General features: G+C 32.6%; 15 protein-coding genes. 1 reads left to right on the forward strand and 14 read right to left on the reverse strand.

What is annotated here, in order from left to right; all coding sequences use genetic code 11:
- The first annotated feature begins 4 nt into the window (after positions 1–4).
- Positions 5–646: a response regulator gene (locus JE46_RS17485; protein WP_031456574.1), complete on the forward strand. Its 642-nt coding sequence runs from the start codon at positions 5–7 to the stop codon at positions 644–646.
- Between the two features lie 35 nt (positions 647–681).
- Here the strand turns inward: JE46_RS17485 and JE46_RS17490 are convergent, their stop codons facing one another.
- From JE46_RS17490 to JE46_RS17555, 14 genes are all read right to left on the reverse strand, one after another.
- Complete coding sequence (locus JE46_RS17490) at positions 682–1194, reverse strand: imm11 family protein (RefSeq protein WP_157505942.1); 513 nt, start codon at positions 1192–1194, stop codon at positions 682–684.
- Positions 1195–1324: 130 nt separating this feature from the next.
- The gene (locus JE46_RS17495; RefSeq protein ID WP_031456576.1) at positions 1325–1987 is read right to left on the reverse strand and encodes a hypothetical protein; all 663 of its coding nucleotides are present in this window, start codon (positions 1985–1987) and stop codon (positions 1325–1327) included.
- Entirely contained in the window at positions 1988–2380 is a 393-nt protein-coding gene (locus tag JE46_RS17500; protein ID WP_031456577.1) for a hypothetical protein, read from the reverse strand.
- A gap of 207 nt (positions 2381–2587) precedes the next feature.
- Positions 2588–4282, reverse strand: a complete 1695-nt coding sequence (locus tag JE46_RS17505) for a leucine-rich repeat domain-containing protein (protein WP_031456578.1) — start codon at positions 4280–4282, stop codon at positions 2588–2590.
- A gap of 246 nt (positions 4283–4528) precedes the next feature.
- Positions 4529–5536: a hypothetical protein gene (locus JE46_RS17510; RefSeq protein ID WP_031456579.1), complete on the reverse strand. Its 1008-nt coding sequence runs from the start codon at positions 5534–5536 to the stop codon at positions 4529–4531.
- A gap of 16 nt (positions 5537–5552) precedes the next feature.
- Positions 5553–6203: a hypothetical protein gene (locus tag JE46_RS17515; protein WP_157505943.1), complete on the reverse strand. Its 651-nt coding sequence runs from the start codon at positions 6201–6203 to the stop codon at positions 5553–5555.
- A 68-nt stretch (positions 6204–6271) separates the two neighbouring features.
- Entirely contained in the window at positions 6272–8185 is a 1914-nt protein-coding gene (locus JE46_RS17520; RefSeq protein ID WP_031456581.1) for a tetratricopeptide repeat protein, read from the reverse strand.
- A 3-nt stretch (positions 8186–8188) separates the two neighbouring features.
- Positions 8189–9265, reverse strand: coding sequence for a hypothetical protein (locus tag JE46_RS17525; protein ID WP_157505944.1), 1077 nt, complete (start codon positions 9263–9265; stop codon positions 8189–8191).
- Positions 9266–9355: 90 nt separating this feature from the next.
- Positions 9356–10507 (reverse strand): hypothetical protein, encoded by a 1152-nt coding sequence (locus JE46_RS17530; RefSeq protein ID WP_031456583.1) that lies wholly within the window; start codon positions 10505–10507, stop codon positions 9356–9358.
- A gap of 1 nt (position 10508) precedes the next feature.
- Positions 10509–11612, reverse strand: a complete 1104-nt coding sequence (locus JE46_RS17535) for a hypothetical protein (RefSeq protein WP_031456584.1) — start codon at positions 11610–11612, stop codon at positions 10509–10511.
- A gap of 148 nt (positions 11613–11760) precedes the next feature.
- A complete protein-coding gene (locus JE46_RS17540) occupies positions 11761–13269 on the reverse strand; it encodes a leucine-rich repeat domain-containing protein (RefSeq protein WP_051872919.1) in 1509 nt (502 codons plus the stop codon).
- A gap of 97 nt (positions 13270–13366) precedes the next feature.
- Positions 13367–15244 carry a T9SS type A sorting domain-containing protein gene (locus tag JE46_RS17545; RefSeq protein ID WP_031456586.1) on the reverse strand — a complete coding sequence of 626 codons (1878 nt, stop codon included), beginning with the start codon at positions 15242–15244 and terminating at the stop codon, positions 13367–13369.
- A gap of 283 nt (positions 15245–15527) precedes the next feature.
- Positions 15528–18122 carry a T9SS type A sorting domain-containing protein gene (locus JE46_RS17550; RefSeq protein ID WP_083480900.1) on the reverse strand — a complete coding sequence of 865 codons (2595 nt, stop codon included), beginning with the start codon at positions 18120–18122 and terminating at the stop codon, positions 15528–15530.
- 132 nt (positions 18123–18254) lie between these two features.
- Positions 18255–20444 carry a glutamine synthetase III family protein gene (locus JE46_RS17555; RefSeq protein ID WP_031456588.1) on the reverse strand — a complete coding sequence of 730 codons (2190 nt, stop codon included), beginning with the start codon at positions 20442–20444 and terminating at the stop codon, positions 18255–18257.
- Positions 20445–20839: the final 395 nt, after the last annotated feature.

Consider the following 20839-nt stretch of genomic DNA (forward strand, 5'->3'; position numbering starts at 1 on the left):
ATTAATGGAAAAATTAAAACTTATTATTGCTGATGACCATACGATGTTTCTACAAGGAATTGTTTCATTAATTGAACACGAATCCGGTATAAAAATAATTGGCAAAGCGGTAAATGGCATTGAAGTTTTGAATATTTTAAAAATTCAAAATGCAGATATGGTAATTCTGGATATCAGTATGCCGGAAATGGACGGAATTGAATTAAGCAAAATATTAAAAAAAGAATATCCTTTTATAAAAATTATAATTGTGAGTACACACAGTAACGCTAAAATAATTTCAAGATTAATCAGAATTGGTGTAAATGGTTATTTATTGAAAAATGCTGAAAAGGCAGAATTATTAGAAGCTATTTACAGTGTTGCTGATGGCAAAAATTATTTTTCTAAAGAAGTAGAAGAGCAATATTTGAATAACAGCCAAAAAATAGAAAAGCAAATCTCTACTATTACTGAACTAAGTTCTAGAGAGAAAGAGATTTTAGTCTTGATTGCACAAGAATATAATACAGCCGAAATTGCCGAAAAAACCTTTATCAGTTTTAACACAGTTAATACACATCGACGTAATTTATTATCAAAATTAAATGCCAAAAATACGGCTGGACTTGTAAAATATGCAGTTGAAAATGGATTGGTTGATTGATTATAGCTAGTAATAAAACCTTTATTATATGCTTTTTACACTCCTTCATAATCCTCGGTTTTTTGCAATAAAATTCCTGACCAGGACTCAGTTTTAAGTGCATCAGCAATATTTTTAGAAATGACTATAAATCCCGGGCCATATGGTGTACGGAAAAAAGATGAATCACCTGCTTTTAAATCGTCTATCACAATGGTGCCCGTAAAATAAGGTTCTCCAAAACGAAGACGATACTGAGAACTTTCAAGTTTTTCCGCATCGATACAACCTATGACATTTACTGCAGAATACCCAAACACATCTTCGCCAGAAACATTGTTATGCAGTACAACAGGATAAGTATCCATATTATCAACACCAAGATTAACTAAAAAAGCGATTAGTCGATTTGACATTACCGGCACAGTGGAATCAAAAAAATCGGGAAAATCATTACCATACTCAGGATCAAGCATTAAGATTTGAGGTTTTAGAGGAGCGGTAAACTTATGACCCGCAATCCAGCTTAGCGTTCCTGTTTCTGAGGTGTGGCCAACAAGCTGCACCATATTTTGTTGTTCAAAAAGATTTTGCCTAAGAAAATAAAACATATTGTATTATTGTGATAACCATTAGAATTGAAAAGGGTTATTCCAAAATATTTCCGAATAACCCTTTATTTTGAATTGAAAAAAATCATTACAAAGCGTTCTCAATTTGTTTTTTGATTCTTTCTTTTTCTTTGTGTGTAAACTTGTATCCAGAACTAATTTTGATATGAAGTTCCTTATTTTCTAAAACAATTGAATCACCTTCTGCTATTGAAATTTTAATATTCTTTATGTTTTCAATAACTGCTTTTTTTCCTAATTCATCTTCAATTAAAGATTCAAAAATTGTGGGTAACAATTTTATGGTTTCCAGAACAATTTTTCTGTTATTTTCAGGGTAATTATCAGTATCTAAAACCAAATTGATTTTTTCTGTTGTACTTTTTTCTAAATCTTCTTCGGCTTTTTTGGCGGTACGCTTTAATTCTAAAGTGCTGACTACAGAATTAGACTCAAGAACCCTTACCGTAGTATCGGCATCCATAAAAGTTATCGCTGCAACCTGAGAACCCGGAACCAATGTGATTTCAGATTTTGGATTAGTATCAGGAATCCCTATAACCATCAATAGTTTTTCCTGTCTGGTTCTGTCATATCCTATAATACAACCCCGAATAACATTTCCGGTATGCAATAACAATTCTAATTTAGGCAAACTGTAAACGTCCTCTGCCTTATCAGCAAAATCGGCAAGTTTTATAAACCAGCCTGAAAATTCTATGAACAGATTCTTTTTATAAGATTGAATCATTTACAATAACTTTTCTACGTAATCTGAAATTTGAGAATCAGTTTGAGAGCTAAAAGATCCCTGAACCAACTGAACTGTTAAAGATAATGTATTGTCTTTAAGTTCCATTTTTACATCATCATTGTTATCTGAATTTGTTAAATGAATAGTTGACATTTTTTCCTGTAAAGCCTCTTTTCCCATATCATCAGAACATATTCTCTTCACGAATGATTCTAAATCATCAAAAACGATGTCTAATCTTGAAAGCGGATATTCATCATATGCTGTAAATGTATTCCAATCCACATCTACTTTGATATCATATCCGGCCTTGTCTTTTAATTTTGCTTCAAAAGCCGGAATTTTTTCTACTTTAATTGATTCTGCTAAACGTTTTTCTGCTAAACCCATGATTTAATTTTTTTATTATTAATTACTTTTTAAAACTTATTATGCAAATCTAATGCTGCGTTTTTTATCAGTAATCACTATAAATGATGATTTTACATTTTAAGAAAGTATTCGTCGAAATTATTCTAACCAAAAAATATCAGCTAAATTTTTACCAATGATTTTTATTTTATCTTAGAAGCTGTTTAAGATTTAATGAGTATTTTTTTAATAATCAGGCAATGTTTTCTTATAATCAAATAAATGATTGTACGATTTCGGTAATTTTCCTTGTATTTTACTATCGCTGGCAACATATAATTTTTTCATCCCAATCATTGATTCGGGAAGTGCTGCAACCTGGGTTGAGGTTATATTGAGATGCTCTAATTGTTCTAAAATAGTAATATCATCGGGGATATTTGAAATTTCGTTGTCTCCAATATCCAGTCTTTTTAGTTTTTTGAGTTCCAAAACTATTTCCGGAAACTGGGTTAGTTTATTTGAAGATAAATCCAACTCGTTTAATTCTGTAAGTTGGGCCAGCTGAGGCGAAATTTTTTGAATTTTGCAGTTCAAAAACTTCAAATGCTGCAATTTGGGAAGTTTGGAAATGGCATCAGGAATTTCGTCCATTGTAATGCTTATTTCTAAATGAGTAAGGTTTTTCAATCTTTCAATTTCAGGAATCCATCCAATATGTTTATGATCAACTATTTTTAATGATGTTGTTTCAGGATGCAAAAGTGCTTCCTGCAGAGTAAAGGGTAATGTATTAAAATGATCTTCTGTCATGTCTGACGGAATATCGCCCGATGCATTCCTATTTGTAGTGGGACGAACCACAAATACACCTCCGCCTAAACGGTTATCTCCACAATTTTGTACAGATTCCATAAACACCAGTGAATTCTTTGTACGGAGGTTTTTCGGCACCTTAAAGGTTCGGAGACCTAAATTATAGGCTGGTCCAAACTTTTCAACATTTAAAATTTTTATTCGAAAAGATTCCCCTTTCGTTCTAAAACGTACATATACCGTACCCGAAGTTTCACCGGGTACGTAAATTGGGATACCTGCAAGCTTCATAATACCCTGCCAGCCGGAATTATAAGTATTAATGTATTTTTTTATACGAAACTCATAATGTAAACCTGTACGCCAATACACAAAAGGATTTGTGTCATTTGTACGCATCCAAATCATCTCAATGGACGGATTCGATTGTGGAAAAGTTTCTACACCTGGAATATCGGGAAGGTAATAATCACCGAAATTATTAATTGTCTTGTCTTCCTGAAACTTACGGATCATGCGACTATCATTGACACCCGATAATAAAATTTCAACCTTACCTCCTATTCTAAAAATAATCCCTGCTTCATGAATTTGATCTCCTAAAACCCGAAGATTTACAAACTCTACATATTCAGCAGCTGCGTATAATTTTATAAAAAGCTTTTCAAAATCCCTTCGTCCTAAATCCAAAGCTGAATTATGTATTTGATGATAAGGATGTTCTTCTTTTTTTCCGGTCTCTAAAAACGGAATATAGGAAGCAGATCCGTAAAAATAACCGCTTCGGTAAGAAAAACTTAGAGGTGTTTCGAAGGTAATAATATTGTTTCCATTTTCGTCCAGTAGAGAATAAGCCTTTCCGTAAGGCTTACTTGTCATTTGGTAAATTCTAAAAGAACCGCTTTCGTCCAAATCTGAATACACCATGTATTGTTTTAACGACGGAATGTAAAAATACTTAGGATAATAAACTCGTCCCCGAAGTACAGGAGATAACTCATACTTTTTGGAACTGCCTAATATATTATTCCGAAAAAGGTATTTGTACTTTGCTGAATTGTGAATTCGTCCAAAAAGAAATACTGTCAATAATAAAACGGTAATTAAAATATAGAGGTTTTGCATTAAAAAATATTTAGTCTAACCCGTTGGGTGAAATTGATTAAAAAAATTGATTTGATTATAAAAAGTATAAAATCGGGAGTAAAACATCATTTATAACTTAAGGAATTAATGTGATCCTGAGCGGAGTCGAAGGCTTTTGAACACCAAAGGGCTTCGACTAAGTTTATCCTGAGCGAAGACGAATGGACTCAGCCTGAGACTTATTTTTAATTTAATCCAACGGTTATCTAATCTGTTCTTATGATTCTATCTCAAATTTCTATTGTATTTTATGTAGGACTCTTTAATCGTTGCATTCAAATCAAAAAAATCCTTTTTATCTTTACCATTAACTGCACTTTCATTATTCACCGGAATGTCTACTAATATTGCATTCTTATAAAAAAATCTGATTCCTCCATTCAAATAAAGATGGAGATATAAAGGTTCTGTTTCCCTGGCTCTAAATATTTTAAATTTATCTGTCGAACATGTTTCCTGCTCTGCAATAAACTTCTCAAAAGGAAAAGGAAATTCTACAGCATAATATTTATTTTCAGTGTATGAAAACCACGATAATAAAAAGGCATTTGCATTAAAAGGAATCTGAACCGTCTCTCTAAAACCTTCTTTATTAACATAATAATGTCTGGTTTTTGTCTTCAATGCAATAAATTCTTTTTGAGAATATGATTGTATGTTATTCGTAATTTTTATATCAGAAGAATTTCTATTTGCCGTATTTACAAACTGAATATTGTCTATAGCCAGAAAAAGATCCAGATCATGATTAATGACTAACACTATATTTACAAAGTGTTCGTCCTGCTGTTTTTTTATGTAATAATACCGAACTGATCTAAAGGCATAATAAAATAGCGGAAAACCAAATAAAATTAGCAGCCATAAATAAAAATGAAAGATGTTGAATTCATTATTTTTTTGATACAAAACCAATAAATAAAATCCGAAACCGGTAATTAATAAACTGCTTAATATGATTAAAAAAGAAACAAAAGAGTAAAAAACCGATTTAAAACCTGTTGTATCCCTGTCATTTAATATTGGTATGAATTTCTTCAAACCATCAAAGAAATAAGTCGCAATAACAGCAAGAATACTATTATAAACAAGGGCAGACTCAAGACCCAGAAAGTATAAAAACGGATAAGAAGCATAAGAAGCTATAACTAATGGCAAAATAATATGGCTCAGTAATTCTTCAAAATTGCAACAGACAGGTTCTGCTTTTTTATATAATTTATATCTTTTCATAATTTTGCATTATTAATCAAGATTGACTTATATATTCCTGAATTCCGGAATACCAGTGTCCAAATAGAGCAACACAAAAATAACCGGGCTTCACTCCTGTTATATTTGAGTAAGCAGTATCTAATAAGCTAAAGAATTTTAATTTAAATAATTCATCAAACATTAGCATATAGGGATTATCGTAATCATCAGCTTCATATTCTGGTTTCTGATTCTCTGCTAACAATTCACCATACCAGAATTTCATTACAAGATAAGCTGATAAACTTTTTAGATACAACGGTTCGCCAGTTAGTACAGGTTTGTCAGAATCAAGAACAATCCAGTTATTATCTGGTCCGGTATCGGAATTTGACAAAAAATTATACGTACATTTTTCATATGCATTTCCAATAGCACGATTTTCTAAATCATAACTGTCATACCTCCATTCATAATTTACGGCTTCATATGTTTTGGACTGGCTGCTTATCTGGTCAAATGATTCCTGAAGTTCCTTTGTGATCTGATTTAATATAGCCTCATCATCAATCTCATTCAGTTTCTTTTGTACATCCGCAGATGAAACCAGTAAACTGTCAATTATTTCTGAATCGGCTTTATTTATTTGTTCCCAGATATTTTTATTACGGGCTTCAATCTTAGACAGCATTTTTGACTTCACCATATTTTACAATTTGAAATCAAATTTAGATCTATTGATTTTCTTAATTGTCACTATTTGTAGTGATTTTGCTATACATAACGTGTGCCTTTGCTTTCTAAAATTGCATTTAATGTAGTAGACTGGTGACCTGCTTTTTTAGATTTTTCTGCAGCTTCAAGAGCTTTTTTGGGATTATTCAATTTGCAATAAATCTCTGCAAGATTGCAGGTATAAATTCCTTCTTTAGGATTGTTTGAAATTGCTTTTTCAAACTCAGCCAGGGATTCTTCATATCGGGATTCCTGATCATATAAACATCCGTAATTATTGTGCATATGTGCCAGAGCAGCCAGTTCATGCTGCGTTTTTGCAATAAAATAATCTTTTTTGGCATAACAGGCTTTCGATCCTTCTTTATACCACAATAATCTGACTTCCAGAAAATAAGCAAAACCATACCTTGGATCTATTGCCTTAATCATGTCACATTTTTCCTGAGCCTGATCGTATTGTTTATCAAACACCAAATCCCAGGCTTCTTTATATAGCGATCGCTTTTGTTGGTCTTCATCACTATCAAGCAAATGATCCACCATATCTTGTTTGCGGTCTTTTTTAACCTGAATCTCCCAATCACCAAATAATATGGATTTATCATTTGCAATGATTCTAAATTGTAAATCTGTCTCGTCTCCGTTTTCAAAATTAAGATCAAACCTAACAGCAACCTCATCATTTCCGTCTGTCAGTTTTTGTATACTTTGAAAGAGTTTCTGGCTATTGAAGATTAGAGTGAGCCAATCGTACAGATAATTTCCTCTGTACACAATTCCGATTTTTTTGGGCAGAAATCGCAATTTATCTATTTCCATTTCAGCGATTTCACTTTTGTATTCACTAAATGAAACATCATCAACATCCAGATAATTATTCCCTCTAAGGCCAGAGATAGTCATTCGCCAGGGAATCAATTTGTTTTGTATCAAAAATCGCTCTTCAATTCCTCCTGAAGTTTTAATTTTTTCTATCAAATTCAAAAAAGCTTTGGGATTGCTGTAATAATCATGTGACTGGCGGTGAAGGTCTATTTTTTCATTTCGTACCTCCTCTGAAATAACAGTTGAAATGTTTTCCTTAAGATCAATTAAAACCATATCATCGTTAAAAAGACGGATTCCGCCATTGGCATGTATGTGCAGATTTAACCTTTTGGTTTTCTTGCCACGCAAAACTTTGGATACATTTGTGGGATATTTTTCCTGTTCGATTGTGAGTTTTTCAAATGGAAAAGGTAATTCAATATCATAATATTTATCTTCAATAACAGAATACCAGGACATCAAAAGAGAATCTGCACCAAAAGGCATATGTATGATCTCGCTATAAATAATTTCTACGAGATAATAGTTTCTATTGCTGCTATCCATTTTATTTAATTCAGATTCCGAATAAAAACAATTAGGCTTCTCTAATTTAATATCTGACATGGTTCGCCTTGAAGTATTAACAAACTGAATATTGTCAATATACATAAGCAATTCCCTGTCATGACGTATTTTGAGTGGTACTCTTAAATATTCTGTTGCCATGGATCTTTCTGCCAAATAATAACTTCCGTGACGAAAAGCATAATAGGCTATTGGAATACCAAATAAAATAAAGAGCCATAACTGAAAGTAAAGTTTATTAAACATCCCTGTTTTTTGATAAACAACCAATGCATAAACTCCGTAATCAACAAATAGCAGCACTCCGGATATACAGGCTACACCTAATAAAAAATCAAAAGTTATTCCTGTATTTGATTTTCCAAAATAATACATAAAAAAATAGACGCACCAGGAAATAACCACATTAAAAATAATTCCAACTGTAACACCAAAAAAATAGAATAATCCATAAGTGATAAGAGCAGCCAGTAATACTGCTGAAACAGGAAAAGCAAGGTCTCCACCAAAATAAACCTCTTTTGTTTTTTTATAAGAACTGTAATTTTTAGTCATTTTTTAATTATTTATTTCTGTAAATATATTCAAATCTTCAAATCCGTTTGGTGCAGGCATTGGCACATAAGATCCTTGCATCATTGCCTTTTTTTCACCTGTTTCTTTATTTAGAACATATTTCCCGTATGAATATTTATTTGTACTGGTTATAGAATAGTCTTTTTCGCCTTCGTGAATTGTATTTTCAAAACTGGCAGAAAACCCTCCAAAATTTTTCTCTATAAATTCAATTGCCTTTTTATCTTCTTCGGTTTCAATATAAAACTCCGACTTAAAATAATCATCAAAAGGAGCAATTTCGTTCGTATTTAAATTAACTGTTATATCGTACGAAAAACGTTTTTCAGGATCCGTTCTAAAAGGGACATAGCGTATAATCCTTTTAAATTCAACCAGAGTATTTTTACTGTCCCCTAAAATGTTACTTTCATAATCATCCAAATTAAATATCAATGAAGGATGTTTTTCCTTCAGTAACGTAATTCCCATCTCAATAATGGCTTTTTTTGTTTTTTGAGTCGTTTCTTCTTCGTCAAAAAATTGAATCTTTTCTTCCTGTTCATAAATAGATTCCAAAACTCCTTTAGGACGAAATTCTGAAAATGTATTTTGCATTATAGCCGATTTAAAGCGGTTACCCTTTTTTATAAAAAACTTATTTAAGGAAGTCTTACTAAAATTACTTATCCAATAATAATCCATGTTTTCGGTAATGGTTATTTCAGAATACGGATCTTTTTGAAAATCTGCTTTTTGTTTGATAAAATTCAGTTTCTCTTTATCTTTTTCTGATGGAATGTAAAAACTAAAATTATAACCGGATTCAAACGGCAAAATTTGCTTTGTGATCAGGTTTATGGTGATGTCATAATATTGATTCGGCTCAGCATTTAATGGAATAAACCGAATGTATCTTCTAAATTTGATTAGTATTTCTGTACTGTTTTTCCATGCCTTAGTTTCAAAATCATCAGGATTAAGTACTAAAGAAGGCTGCTTCTCTTTTAGGATTAAAAGCGCCATCTGAATCAGTTCTTGTTTTGGCTTAGATTTTAATTCTTCTAAAGTATATTTCATTTTTGCTTGCTGGGAGAAAGAAGTAATTGTATTCAGAATTAAAATAAGTTTCACGAGGAGAATTATATTTCTTCTTTTTTTTTACACAAATTAGTTTTCATCAGTTTCATATACCGTATCATCAATAGCTATTTTTTGTTTTGCACGTTCTACAAAAACATTATCATTTTCGGCACCCAGAGCCCTTTGTGCAGGAGTCAGGTTTCCGTTTAGCCAAATCATTCTGTCTTCCTTCTTTTTGGGAATATAACCAGACTGAAGCCTTTGAATAGCTTCATTATAAATTTCCCACATTACAGGATTTTCTTCTTCTTTTTTCTTTTCGATAAAGAATGGAAGTGCCTCTTTAAAACCTAAATCTGTTAAAGCAAAAATGGCGAATATTGGATTGCTGTTTTTTTGAAAATAAAGAAATGCTTCTTTTGTATTTTCTTCAAAAAACCATTTTGCATACAAAGTCTGCTTTACGAAGGTATCATCGGCATGATGTTTACCCGTTATTTCAATAGCACCTATTATAACATTAATATCAAAAGTGGTTTGAAAATAAGTTAACTGAATTGCCATAAAGCCCGATGCCTGGTTCATTTCGTAACTTCTTTTATTATGGGAGCTGTAGGTATAAATTTCAAATACAATACTGGCTAATTGTTCTTTGTCTTCATCATTAAAAGACGAAATAGCCTGAACCAGTTCTAATAAGGTTGCTCCATCTGGATCTGCACTTGTACTTGTACCTAATTTATCATTGTCTCTGGCGTAATTTTTAGCATAATCAAACGCTGTTTTAAAAAACAAAACCACATCACTCTTAAACTTTGGATTGTAATACGCTTTTACCAATGCATAAAGTGATTGACTGTTTACATATAATTGTTGAAAATATAAAAAATCTCCACCTTTCAAAAAATCAGTTGCATATCCCAAAACCTTTTGAAAAGCTTCATCCTCATCCAAAGAAATCATTACATCATAACGCCTGTCAAGCATATAGTCTGCGATCTCGATGATTTGCATCCTAAGATCTTTGCTTTTTGAAATTTTGTATTCCTTAATGGCCTGATCTATGTTTTTTTTTATTAAGCCTTCTATAAACGATTTAAAATAATAGAAGTCAATTCCCTGTGAGTAACTACTCCCAAAGTATGATCTTATTTTATCGGCAATTAAATTATAGTTACCTGTATTATCTTTTGCAAAATCCAGTATTTCCTGATCGATTATTTTTTCAAAATTTTTCATGTTATTGTTGCTTTGCGTTTAGAATTAATTTTTTCAGGGATTCTAAAGTCAATGAATCCTTTTTGGAAACTATTTTAGAATCTTCATACTGGGTGTATTTATACTTATCAGACTGCTGTTCGATTAAAAATCCTCTGACTGGATTTCCTTTTTCGTCAACATATAGCGCTACATGGGTATTGATGCTTTCATCTAATTCTAAAACGAGCGAATAATCATTTTTGCCTTCATTAGAAAAATAAGGAATTGGCTGATTGTTCATCATTAAAAAAACCTGCGAAATTAAATTAGAATTTGGTCCGTAAGCTTCCTTATATAACTCTTTATTGGTTTCCAGAGTAACATTTTGAGCCATAAGAATTTGGTCATCATTGAAGAAAAAGTAAGATATAAATCCTTTTGAAGGTTTTATTTTTTGAGATATATCAGAATAACTGAATTGAGATTTTGCTATTAATTTATTCTCTACCTCAAAAAGTACATTTCCATTTTTTGAGTCTTCAAATTCAATCGTAATACTTCTGAATTTATTGTCAATTGCTTCATCCTCTGCGTTTGGTAAACTTTCTTTATAAATTGTATAGCCTTTTGGCAAAAACTTAAGTTTAATCAATTCGGCATAATGCATCGCCATAATCCAGAAATCTGCGTTTGTAATTTTGCCATCCGTATAATATTCAGATACTAAAAGATGAGCTTCTCCCAAACGAAATTCATCCGTATGGACTAATCCATTATCAGGTTTGTTGTTTTTATAAGTTGTTTTAGTGAATTTTAAATTAAATTCCTGTCCTTCATATTGCATTAAATCAAGCAAAGAACAAGTATATTGGGCTTTAAATATTCCGTTTTCATAATAATCAATAAGTGGAATTTCTAATTCATTGCTGTAAACAAAATATCCTTCAAAAGGTTTTTCGTTCTTGTATTTGCCAATCAAAGGTTTGATTCCCTCAAGATTATAACGATAATTTTCTGCTTGAATTAATTTTCCTTCTTTATACAAATGTTTGTATTCTGTCATTTCATTATAAGAAGTATGAATTAATTCGCCTTCACGCTGTCCGGCACCATTTAATTTTTCCTGATCGTATTCGTATTTCATATTTTTGTTTTGGGAGTGAGAGATTACAGCGTTAAAAAGTAAAAAGAGTAAAATGATTTTCTTCATCTGAATCCGGTATTAATAATATAGTTTGTTTTTGATCCCGAAGATGACCGTCATTTTCAAAATCCCTATTTTCCTGCTAATTCTAATGGATGATAATTTTTCGCCTTGCTGTTTTATTGTCCTTTTCTAAAACAACTATATAAGCTCCTTTTGTCAGTTCAGATAAATCGATGGTATGGTCTTCAGTATTGTTTAAAAACACAAATGTTTTTTGTAATTGTCCTAAAACATTATATACTATGACTTTGTCTAAAATTCCATTTTTAATAGTAAGCAAACCACGGGTTGGATTAGGGTAAAGAACTGTTTTCTGAAAAACCGAATTATCCGTTCCAAGACTACAATTTTCTGAATAGTTAGATGTTTGGTCTTTTTTAGTATTCCAATTGGCATCAGAATAGCTTTGGTTATCGACTAAAATACAGCTTAGATCAGGATTGTTTTTAAAATTGGGATAATTACTAAACGAATAGGAAATTTTTGCATTATTTGTATTCTTCAAATTCAATGTGGTTAGTTTGTTGTTTTCACATTTTAAAAATTCCAAAATCTTATTTTGAGAAAGATCAAGACTTGTCAATAGATTATCCCCGCACTCTAATCGGTTTAAATTTAATTGTTTAGAAACATCAAGAGCAGTAATTTGATTACTCGAAATGATTAAATTGATTAAAGCTCTATTATTCTGAATATCTAAAACACTCAGTTTATTTAAATTACATTGTAATGTTTCGAGCTTGTCATTCTTAGAAATATTGATTGAAGTAAGCAGATTTGATGAAAAGGATAAATTTTTCAGCATCAAATTTTGCGAAACATCCAGACTTACCAATTCATTTGTTGGACAGCTCAGATAGGTTAACATTTTACAGCCGCTGACATCTATGCTTTTTAATGTATTATTTCCCAGCACTACATAATCTAATTGGGTATTATTAGAAATATTTATAGCGGTTAATTGGTTTTTAGAACAGTCCAGTCTTTTTAGCAAAGTAGCAGTTGAAACATCTAAACTTGACAAATTATTAGTGTAACAAGATAGATTGAGCAGTTTTGCCGATTTTGACAAATCTAACGTATTTAATAGGTTTCTGTGACATAGCAGTTCTTCCAGAATACCATTTTGAGGTAATGTTATATTTGTAATTTGATTTAAAACACATTGCAGTGTCTTCAATTCATTATTAGCAGAAACATCCAGACTTTTTAAATTATTCCCTGAACAATCTAAATAATTCAAACTTACATTTTTTGTAACATTCAAATTATTCAAACTGTTGTTATAACACTGCAAAATAGTTAAGTTGGTATTTTTTGAAAGATCCAGACTTTCTAATGAATTATAATAACAATAAAGCTCCTTTAGTGCCGTAAAAGCTTCAATCCCTGTTAAGTCTGCTATGCTGCTATTGTCTACAGACAGTGAGGTTACAGCTGTAACAGCCGTGGTTAAAACTCTGGAATCAGGATTTCCGCTATCGATTCCTAAGGATATGAGTTTTTTTTCAAAATTTACATCAGGAATCTTGGTGTATTGACCGTAATTTGAAATACTAAAAGACAGAAATAAAGCTAGTACAATATTTTTCATTAAATAAAAATTGAAATTAGATTGGAACACTTGATTTATAAACCTGCGATATTTAAAAAAATTAAAGTATCGCAGGAAGATTATCATCTTAACTAAATTATGGAACCATAATCTTAAAAGTTTCTGTTCTTGAATTCTGACTTACGCACAGTATATAAGTTCCACTTGATTTCAAAATTGATCTATCTATTTTAAAATCATCACTTTTAGTTTGTGTCTGATATAATAATTGTCCTTGCAGGTTTAAAATTTTAATAATAGTATTTGAAGAATCATCCAGTCCTTCAATTGTCAAATTTTTATCCTTCCATGGATTTGGATACACGTTGAACTTTTTTAAAGTATTTGTGGCTACAGATAAAACCGGATCCTGAACCGATAGAATTTCGAATCCATTTTTCCCGGCATACAAAGCCCGTTTACCTGCAGAATTATTGATTGTTCCATCAGAATTAAGATCTGTGGCCAGAAGTTTAACATTTACCGGAGCTATCTCTTCATATCCTACGCCTCCAAATAAAAAATTTGCAGAAACATAAGCATTCCCTGAAAGTTTTACTTTATCACCTCCGTTCCATGATCTTGTAGAAACGGCAAAATTCGGGCAAACAATTGTGTTTCTGTAACAATGTGTATTACTGGCATTATTGGTTTCTGTAGCATTTTGATTCCAAATAATCAAACCTGCTTCCCACTCTATTATATCTGATTTCAAAAAATTATAACAAACTTCCTGATTAAAAGCAAGCATCCCTGCATGTTGTTGGTTGCTCATTCTGATGATGCCGGATGGGGCTTTACCAGAAAGCTGATTAAACCGAACGGTTACATTTTTTGAGTCATCCTTAATATGAATAAAAGTTGAGCCGTTTGATAATGACTGATTGACATTAGTAACCTTATTGTTTTCTACAAGTATTCCATCACAAGCAAAAGTACAGATGAGCTGTATAGCAGATGTAGGCAGTAATTCGCAATCTACAACTGCTATATTATGACTATATACATTGTCGTCCATAAATACAATACAGGATGGATTGTCATTAGCTACTCTTCCATCGGTTTGATTACTAAACTTCAGGTTCCAGAACAAGTAATTTGAATCTTTTTCAGATACTTGTATAATTCTGTTATTTTCGACATTCGTTTTGGATCCTCTAAATTCAATACCAACAAAAGCTACATCACCCGTATTTACATAAAAATGCCCTCCATTTGTATCGAAAACAACACCGTTTTCAACTGCCAGAAAAGATCTTGGTTTTACGCCTGCATTAATAGAACAATCTGTATTGTATGTTTTGCTGTATACAGGATAAGTTCCTTTTTTAAAAACAGCTATTTTATTTGCATAAGTAGCATCAGTGTCACTATTTTTCCATAATCCTGCGGGAATACTTGCTAACGGACTATTCCATGTTCCTGCGTTTGCATCATTTCCGTTCTCCTGATCGAGAATCACAAAGGCTGATTCATCAGTTTGTACTGTCCATTTAACATCTGTAACTGCTCCTGACTGATCAGTTACTTTTACATAAAAAGTACCAGCATTACCTGGATTTGTCCAGAAAACTGTAGCGTAATCTGTTGGTATTTTGTGAGAAATAAGTCCGGTAACAGGATCCTGAGTACGATCCGTTTCACCTACAATAGTAGCTGAAGCCGGTCCCGAAATTAGTTCATATTTAAAAGGTGCTTCGCCACCCTGAATACAAATTCTTGTTTTATATGTCCATTTAGAACTTGCTTTTCTGTGCAATGCATAAACAGGAGTTTCTGCATCTGGTCTGGGATATATAAGCCGCATGGGCAATTTTTGACCCGTTCTGTGGTCAGGGTCAATCTTCCAACTGTAACTATTTGCAGTTGCAAAGGTTTTAGAATCATTATTTCCTTCAGTAGCTCCTTGTGAAAATACGGAGATTCCAATGAGAAAAAAAAGAAAGGAAAAGAAAATCGGTTTACTGTAATTCATAAATTAATTTTATTAGTTAATGGGTAGTATTTGGGGTAATGTCACAACTATTTATTTTTCCTTCTGTTACTATGTACCAGATTTATTTATGCCAAAATGCTTTTTGAAACTACATTTCTAAACTGTAAATACATATGATTATATTATAAAAAACATTATGTGAGCAAATGTAATTTTTAACAAAACGAAGGGAATCACTATAAATAATGATTTTGCATTTCATAAGAAAAATGGGCTATCTAAAGAATTATAGATAGCCCATTTTATAATAAAACTAAATGTTTTAATCTTTAATCAATTTAGATAAATAGGTATTTTTATCACTTATTACTTTAACAAAATAAAGTCCCTGAGTTAAGCTTGAAACATTGATTTTTTCAATACTATTCTGAGATCTGAAAGATTGTTTTTTAACTATTTTACCCGCCGAATCTGAAATAACTACTTCTGTAATTACCTCGTTTAAAGCTGAAACGGTCAATTCATTCATTACAGGATTAGGATAAAGCTGAACATTATCTTTGGTTTCTGTACCCAAATTATCTGTATCCGAAGAATCTGTTTTTCCTGGCTTTAATCCATTTAGGATAGCATCAATAATTTCTGCTTTTTGCTCTTCTGTAATACCGGCAGCATTTGCGGATTTAGCTGTAGTGTTAAAGGTCAATTGGTACGTAAAACCACTATCATAACAATCACATTCAGGTGTGTACATTCCAATTATATACAATTTATTATTTGCAAAAGTATAACCAGGGAAAGTAGTGGTCAAATCCCATGTTGTAGCCGATGAGGTTCCCGCAAATGGAGGCAGATTGCTTCCCGCATTATTTCCGTGTGCAAAAGTACTCCAGTTAATCACGACAGAAGGATACGAAGTTACCTCGGCTACATACCAGTGGTATTTTCTGCAATTTCCTTTAATACTGTCATCTGACGTTGCAATACTGTTAACCGATGCAATAATTGCATTGTTTGTGCCATTGTGCTGTACGGTAATCGCAAGTCCCGGATCACCCAAAGTACCAACATAAATATCATCTATTGCTAAGTCATTTCCGTCACCATTACCAGTTTCGTCTAAATAAATCCGAACGGTTTCGCTGGTTCCTGTTGCCGTGAAAACTACATCTGCATTTTGCCAGTCACAAGCATTAGCTGTCGCCACATTTACTGTAAATAGCGCTGAAGTTGTAGACCCTGCTTCTATTCTGACTTTCGGAAGAATATCAAAAGTACATTGCTTCATGTTTTTGAAATTAGCACAGAAACGATACTTTTCTCCTCTTCTTAATCCTGTTATTGTTTGCTCCCAAACTACAGAAGAGCCGGATTGCTGTGTTTTTCCGTTTACCGTCAAATAATTATCATTTGAAGCATACGTTACAGGATCAACACAAAACGAATGATCGGTTACTGTTGCTCCAAAAGCTGCTGAAGAATTCGTTACATTATATTGTCCCGGATAAGTAGATGCATCCAGAGTATAGGCGCTGGTAAAACCTGTATTTCCAGCTTCAAAATTACCGTTCACAACCAAATTCTCAGAATCACAACAATAGGCGCCTAAATTATTAATACAGAAACAGATGTCATTATCAAAACCCGCCGTTTGTCCGTATTGCACTCCTAAAACCGGATTTGCAGAATACTGAACAACTGTTTGTACGTTTCCGTTTAAGTCCACTAAATTAAAGGTCAGTTTTGCTACTACGTCATAACAAGTCGCCGGTGTCTGATTTGGGAAATCTGTTGCTGCTACATCAACTGAATAATTAGAGCCTGAAATTGTGGACGCCGCTAAAGTATTCAATAATGTTCCGTTTTGATAAATTTCAAAACTGATCTGAACATTGGTTGCCGCTGCAGGAACAGTAAATGTTCCATTAAAAGTTTGTTTCGGTTTTATACAATCATGTCCTTTTAAATCTAAATCAATAACGCCCTCTGAAGTATTTTTACAACTCATACAGGTATCATCAATATAGGTATATCCATTATGACCGCCAGCAGAACAATCTGAGTTTATAAACATAATTACTACTTCTCTTCCAATATGGCTTGATAAGTCCAGATAGGCGCAACGCCAGTCTCTGTAATATTTTATTCCCTCACCTGGAGCATTAGTTGCACTGATAAATGGGTTAGACGGAGCAGCAATATCCACCATTTTATCAACAGTTACTCCGGCCATATCTACAGCTTCTGCAACAAAAAAGACTTCAGAACCATTTACGCTCCCATCTGCATTTGAATGGCTTCTATCCATTACCAAGGCATATTGAAAATAGTATTTTGCATTTGCTGCCGTTACCACAAAACGCTTGGCAATCCCTTCTGCACCATAACCCGGCTGATCATTTCCTAAACGAATTGATTGTGTGCCTGAGGATCCCGGAGCAGTTTTAGACATTGAAAAAGAAGGACTGGAAGCCAATAAAAGAGCATCTGTTCCTGTTGTTTCGATAGAAGTGAAGTTTTGTCCAGATGCCGTACCAGTAAAAGGTAAGGATAAAACACCCGGATTTAGTGTTAAGCCATTTTCAATAGGAAGTGTCGTAACTCCGTGTTTCAGGCTCAAACCGGTCCATCCGCTGTAACCACTTTCAAATCCGGAATTAACACATGGCTCTTTTGATAACTCTATATTCTGTAAAATAGACTGAATTTTTGTAGAAGATTTAATCGAGGGTTCTGATTGATTTTTAATAAATTGTTCAATGTTTCTCGCTTTAACTTCTTTAGTCCAGCTCATATCATATTCGTAATGCAGTCTGACATTTTTGACCGTTATTAATGTGTCCTGATATTTTTGTGCAGAAACAGATCCACACATTAAAAGGAACAATCCCGTAATTAGATGTACAATTGTTTTCATAATAAAATATTTTGAGGTTAATAAAGTTGTATATACACACTTATATCAGATTCTATTTACAATTGTTACCTCTAAACATAAAAAAAATGCCTCTCCAAAACGGAAAGGCATTTATATATTACAGAAATTATTCTATTTCGTAAGCAAAAGCTCTCTGTATTTAGTTAAAGTCCAGCTTTCATCATCAACCAATAATTCCAATTTATCACAATGATTACGTATATCCTCAAAATAAGGTATTACTTTATTACAATAGGCCTCAGCCATTTTTTGAGCATCTGTTAATTGGTTTGCTGTTCTTCTTTCGTTTGTCATAGCCTCCACTTTTGAACTGATACCTTCTATATGACCTGAAATTTCCTTGATCAGAATAATTTGTTCTTTAGCAATAGTTTCAAATTCATTTCCAAAAATTTCTTTTAGGCCTTTTACATTTTCAATTAAGGTATTTTGGTAACGTATTGCGGTTGGAATAACATGATTTTTTGAAATATCTCCCAAAACTCTTCCTTCAATCTGAATCTTTTTAGTGTACTCCTCCAATTCTATTTCATAACGAGCTTCTGCTTCAACATGATTCAAAATTCCTAATTCGGCAAATAAATCTAAAGCTTGTTTAGAAACTTTGGCTTTAATGGCTTCCGGAGTAGTTTTAAAGTTGCTTAAACCTCTTTTGGCTGCTTCTTTTTCCCAGGCATCACTATAGCCGTCTCCTTCAAAAAGTATTTTTTTAGATTGTTTGATGTACTCCCTTAAAACATTGAAAATTGCTTCATCTTTTTTCAAACCTTTGGTATCAATCAAAGTATCTACTTCAATTTTAAAATCCTTTAATTGCTTGGCTACAATAGCATTTAGGGTAGTCATTGCATTCGAACAGTTCGAATTTGAACCAACAGCCCTGAATTCGAATTTATTTCCTGTAAAAGCAAACGGTGACGTTCTGTTTCTGTCGGTATTATCCAAAAGAACATCCGGAATTTTACCAACCACGTTTAGTTTTAAATCTGTTTTTTCTTCTGGAGATAATTTACCAGTGGTTACACTTTCCAGTTCCGTTAAAACTTTTGTCAACTGCTCACCAATAAAAACCGAAATAATTGCCGGAGGCGCTTCATTTGCGCCTAACCTATGGTCATTACTGGCTGTTGCAATAGAAGCTCTTAACAAGGTTTCGTAATCGTTAACTGCTTTTATGGTATTAATAAAAAACGTTAAAAACTGTAAATTACTCATTGGCGTTTTACTCGGACTCAATAAATTAACTCCTGTATCTGTTGCCAGTGACCAGTTATTATGCTTTCCTGAACCATTTACGCCTTTAAAAGGTTTTTCGTGAAATAGAACTTTAAAATCATGACGCTCTGCTACTTTTTGCATAACATCCATCAACAAAGAATTATGATCGACAGCAAGATTGGTTTCTTCAAATATTGGAGCCAATTCAAATTGATTTGGTGCTACTTCGTTATGACGCGTTTTTACCGGAATTCCTAATAACATACATTCCTGCTCTAAATCTCTCATATAAGTTAAGGCACGTGTTGGAATGGATCCGAAATAATGATCGTCTAACTGTTGTCCTTTTGCAGATGTATGTCCTAATAAGGTTCTTCCGGTCATCATTAAATCAGGACGGGAATTTGCCAAGGCTTTGTCAATCAAAAAGTATTCTTGCTCCCAGCCTAAAGTAGCTGTTACTTTTTTTACGTTTTTGTCAAAATATTTACAAACTTCTGTTGCTGCTTCATCCATTGCAGATAAAGCTCTTAACAACGGAATCTTATTATCTAAAGCCTCTCCTGTGTAAGCAATAAATACGGTAGGAATACATAAAGTTGTTCCGTAGATAAAAGCAGGAGAAGTCGGATCCCATGCTGTATATCCTCTGGCTTCAAATGTATTTCTGATTCCGCCATTTGGAAAACTTGATGCATCAGGCTCCTGCTGTACCAATTGTGCTCCTCCAAATTTCTCTACAGGGTCGCTTCCGTCATATGATATATCAAAAAATGCATCGTGTTTTTCTGCTGTAGTTCCGGTAAGCGGCTGAAACCAATGCGTATAATGTGTAACTCCTTTTACAAGAGCCCATTCTTTCATTCCCATGGCAATGTAATCTGCCAGCTTTCTGTCTATTTTAGTTCCGTGCTGAATGGCATCCCTCACTCCTTTAAAAGCATCTGAAGTTAAATATTGCTTCATCGCTTTTTCATTAAAAACATTCGCCCCAAAAATAGTTGACTTTCTGTCAATTTCTTCAAAATGTACCGGCTTTCTTGAAGAAGCTTCCTTTAAGGCTTGAAAACGTAGTGTTGACATGTATATAATTTTAAAATTCGTACTAATTTTGATTAAATAAAGAAGAACAAATATAAAGAATAAAAAAGCCTTTTTTGATCATAAGTTTTAGATTTTTGAAAAGCATTTTAGCAATAAAAGGTTCATTTTGTAAAGAATTCTGAAACGCTTTTTAAAAAATATAACAAAACATACGAATATTACTAAGGAAATCAACAATTTTTCATAATTTGGATAGAAATAAATTTAAAAAACAAAGGTGTTTATTACGAATTTATATTTAAAACATTAAAAAATTGCTATTTTTTAAATATACCCCTGTCTAAATTGCGCTTATGTAAAAAATTATATCTATTGAAACAAAATACACCCCCTAATTTTTACGACTTAAAAAATAAATCTATATTTGACCCAGC

This window comes from Flavobacterium chungangense LMG 26729, assembly GCF_000735715.2.
Taxonomy (GTDB): Bacteria; Bacteroidota; Bacteroidia; order Flavobacteriales; family Flavobacteriaceae; genus Flavobacterium; species Flavobacterium chungangense.

What these genes read in the sequence shown, in the direction of transcription:
- JE46_RS17485 (WP_031456574.1), top strand. Translation starts at nt 5, where the DNA reads ATGGAAAAATTAAAACTTATTATTGCTGATGACCATACGATGTTTCTA.
- JE46_RS17490 (WP_157505942.1), bottom strand. Translation starts at nt 1,194, where the DNA reads ATGGTGCAGCTTGTTGGCCACACCTCAGAAACAGGAACGCTAAGCTGG.
- JE46_RS17495 (WP_031456576.1), bottom strand. Translation starts at nt 1,987, where the DNA reads ATGATTCAATCTTATAAAAAGAATCTGTTCATAGAATTTTCAGGCTGG.
- JE46_RS17500 (WP_031456577.1), bottom strand. Translation starts at nt 2,380, where the DNA reads ATGGGTTTAGCAGAAAAACGTTTAGCAGAATCAATTAAAGTAGAAAAA.
- JE46_RS17505 (WP_031456578.1), bottom strand. Translation starts at nt 4,282, where the DNA reads ATGCAAAACCTCTATATTTTAATTACCGTTTTATTATTGACAGTATTT.
- JE46_RS17510 (WP_031456579.1), bottom strand. Translation starts at nt 5,536, where the DNA reads ATGAAAAGATATAAATTATATAAAAAAGCAGAACCTGTCTGTTGCAAT.
- JE46_RS17515 (WP_157505943.1), bottom strand. Translation starts at nt 6,203, where the DNA reads ATGGTGAAGTCAAAAATGCTGTCTAAGATTGAAGCCCGTAATAAAAAT.
- JE46_RS17520 (WP_031456581.1), bottom strand. Translation starts at nt 8,185, where the DNA reads ATGACTAAAAATTACAGTTCTTATAAAAAAACAAAAGAGGTTTATTTT.
- JE46_RS17525 (WP_157505944.1), bottom strand. Translation starts at nt 9,265, where the DNA reads ATGAAATATACTTTAGAAGAATTAAAATCTAAGCCAAAACAAGAACTG.
- JE46_RS17530 (WP_031456583.1), bottom strand. Translation starts at nt 10,507, where the DNA reads ATGAAAAATTTTGAAAAAATAATCGATCAGGAAATACTGGATTTTGCA.
- JE46_RS17535 (WP_031456584.1), bottom strand. Translation starts at nt 11,612, where the DNA reads ATGAAATACGAATACGATCAGGAAAAATTAAATGGTGCCGGACAGCGT.
- JE46_RS17540 (WP_051872919.1), bottom strand. Translation starts at nt 13,269, where the DNA reads ATGAAAAATATTGTACTAGCTTTATTTCTGTCTTTTAGTATTTCAAAT.
- JE46_RS17545 (WP_031456586.1), bottom strand. Translation starts at nt 15,244, where the DNA reads ATGAATTACAGTAAACCGATTTTCTTTTCCTTTCTTTTTTTTCTCATT.
- JE46_RS17550 (WP_083480900.1), bottom strand. Translation starts at nt 18,122, where the DNA reads ATGAAAACAATTGTACATCTAATTACGGGATTGTTCCTTTTAATGTGT.
- JE46_RS17555 (WP_031456588.1), bottom strand. Translation starts at nt 20,444, where the DNA reads ATGTCAACACTACGTTTTCAAGCCTTAAAGGAAGCTTCTTCAAGAAAG.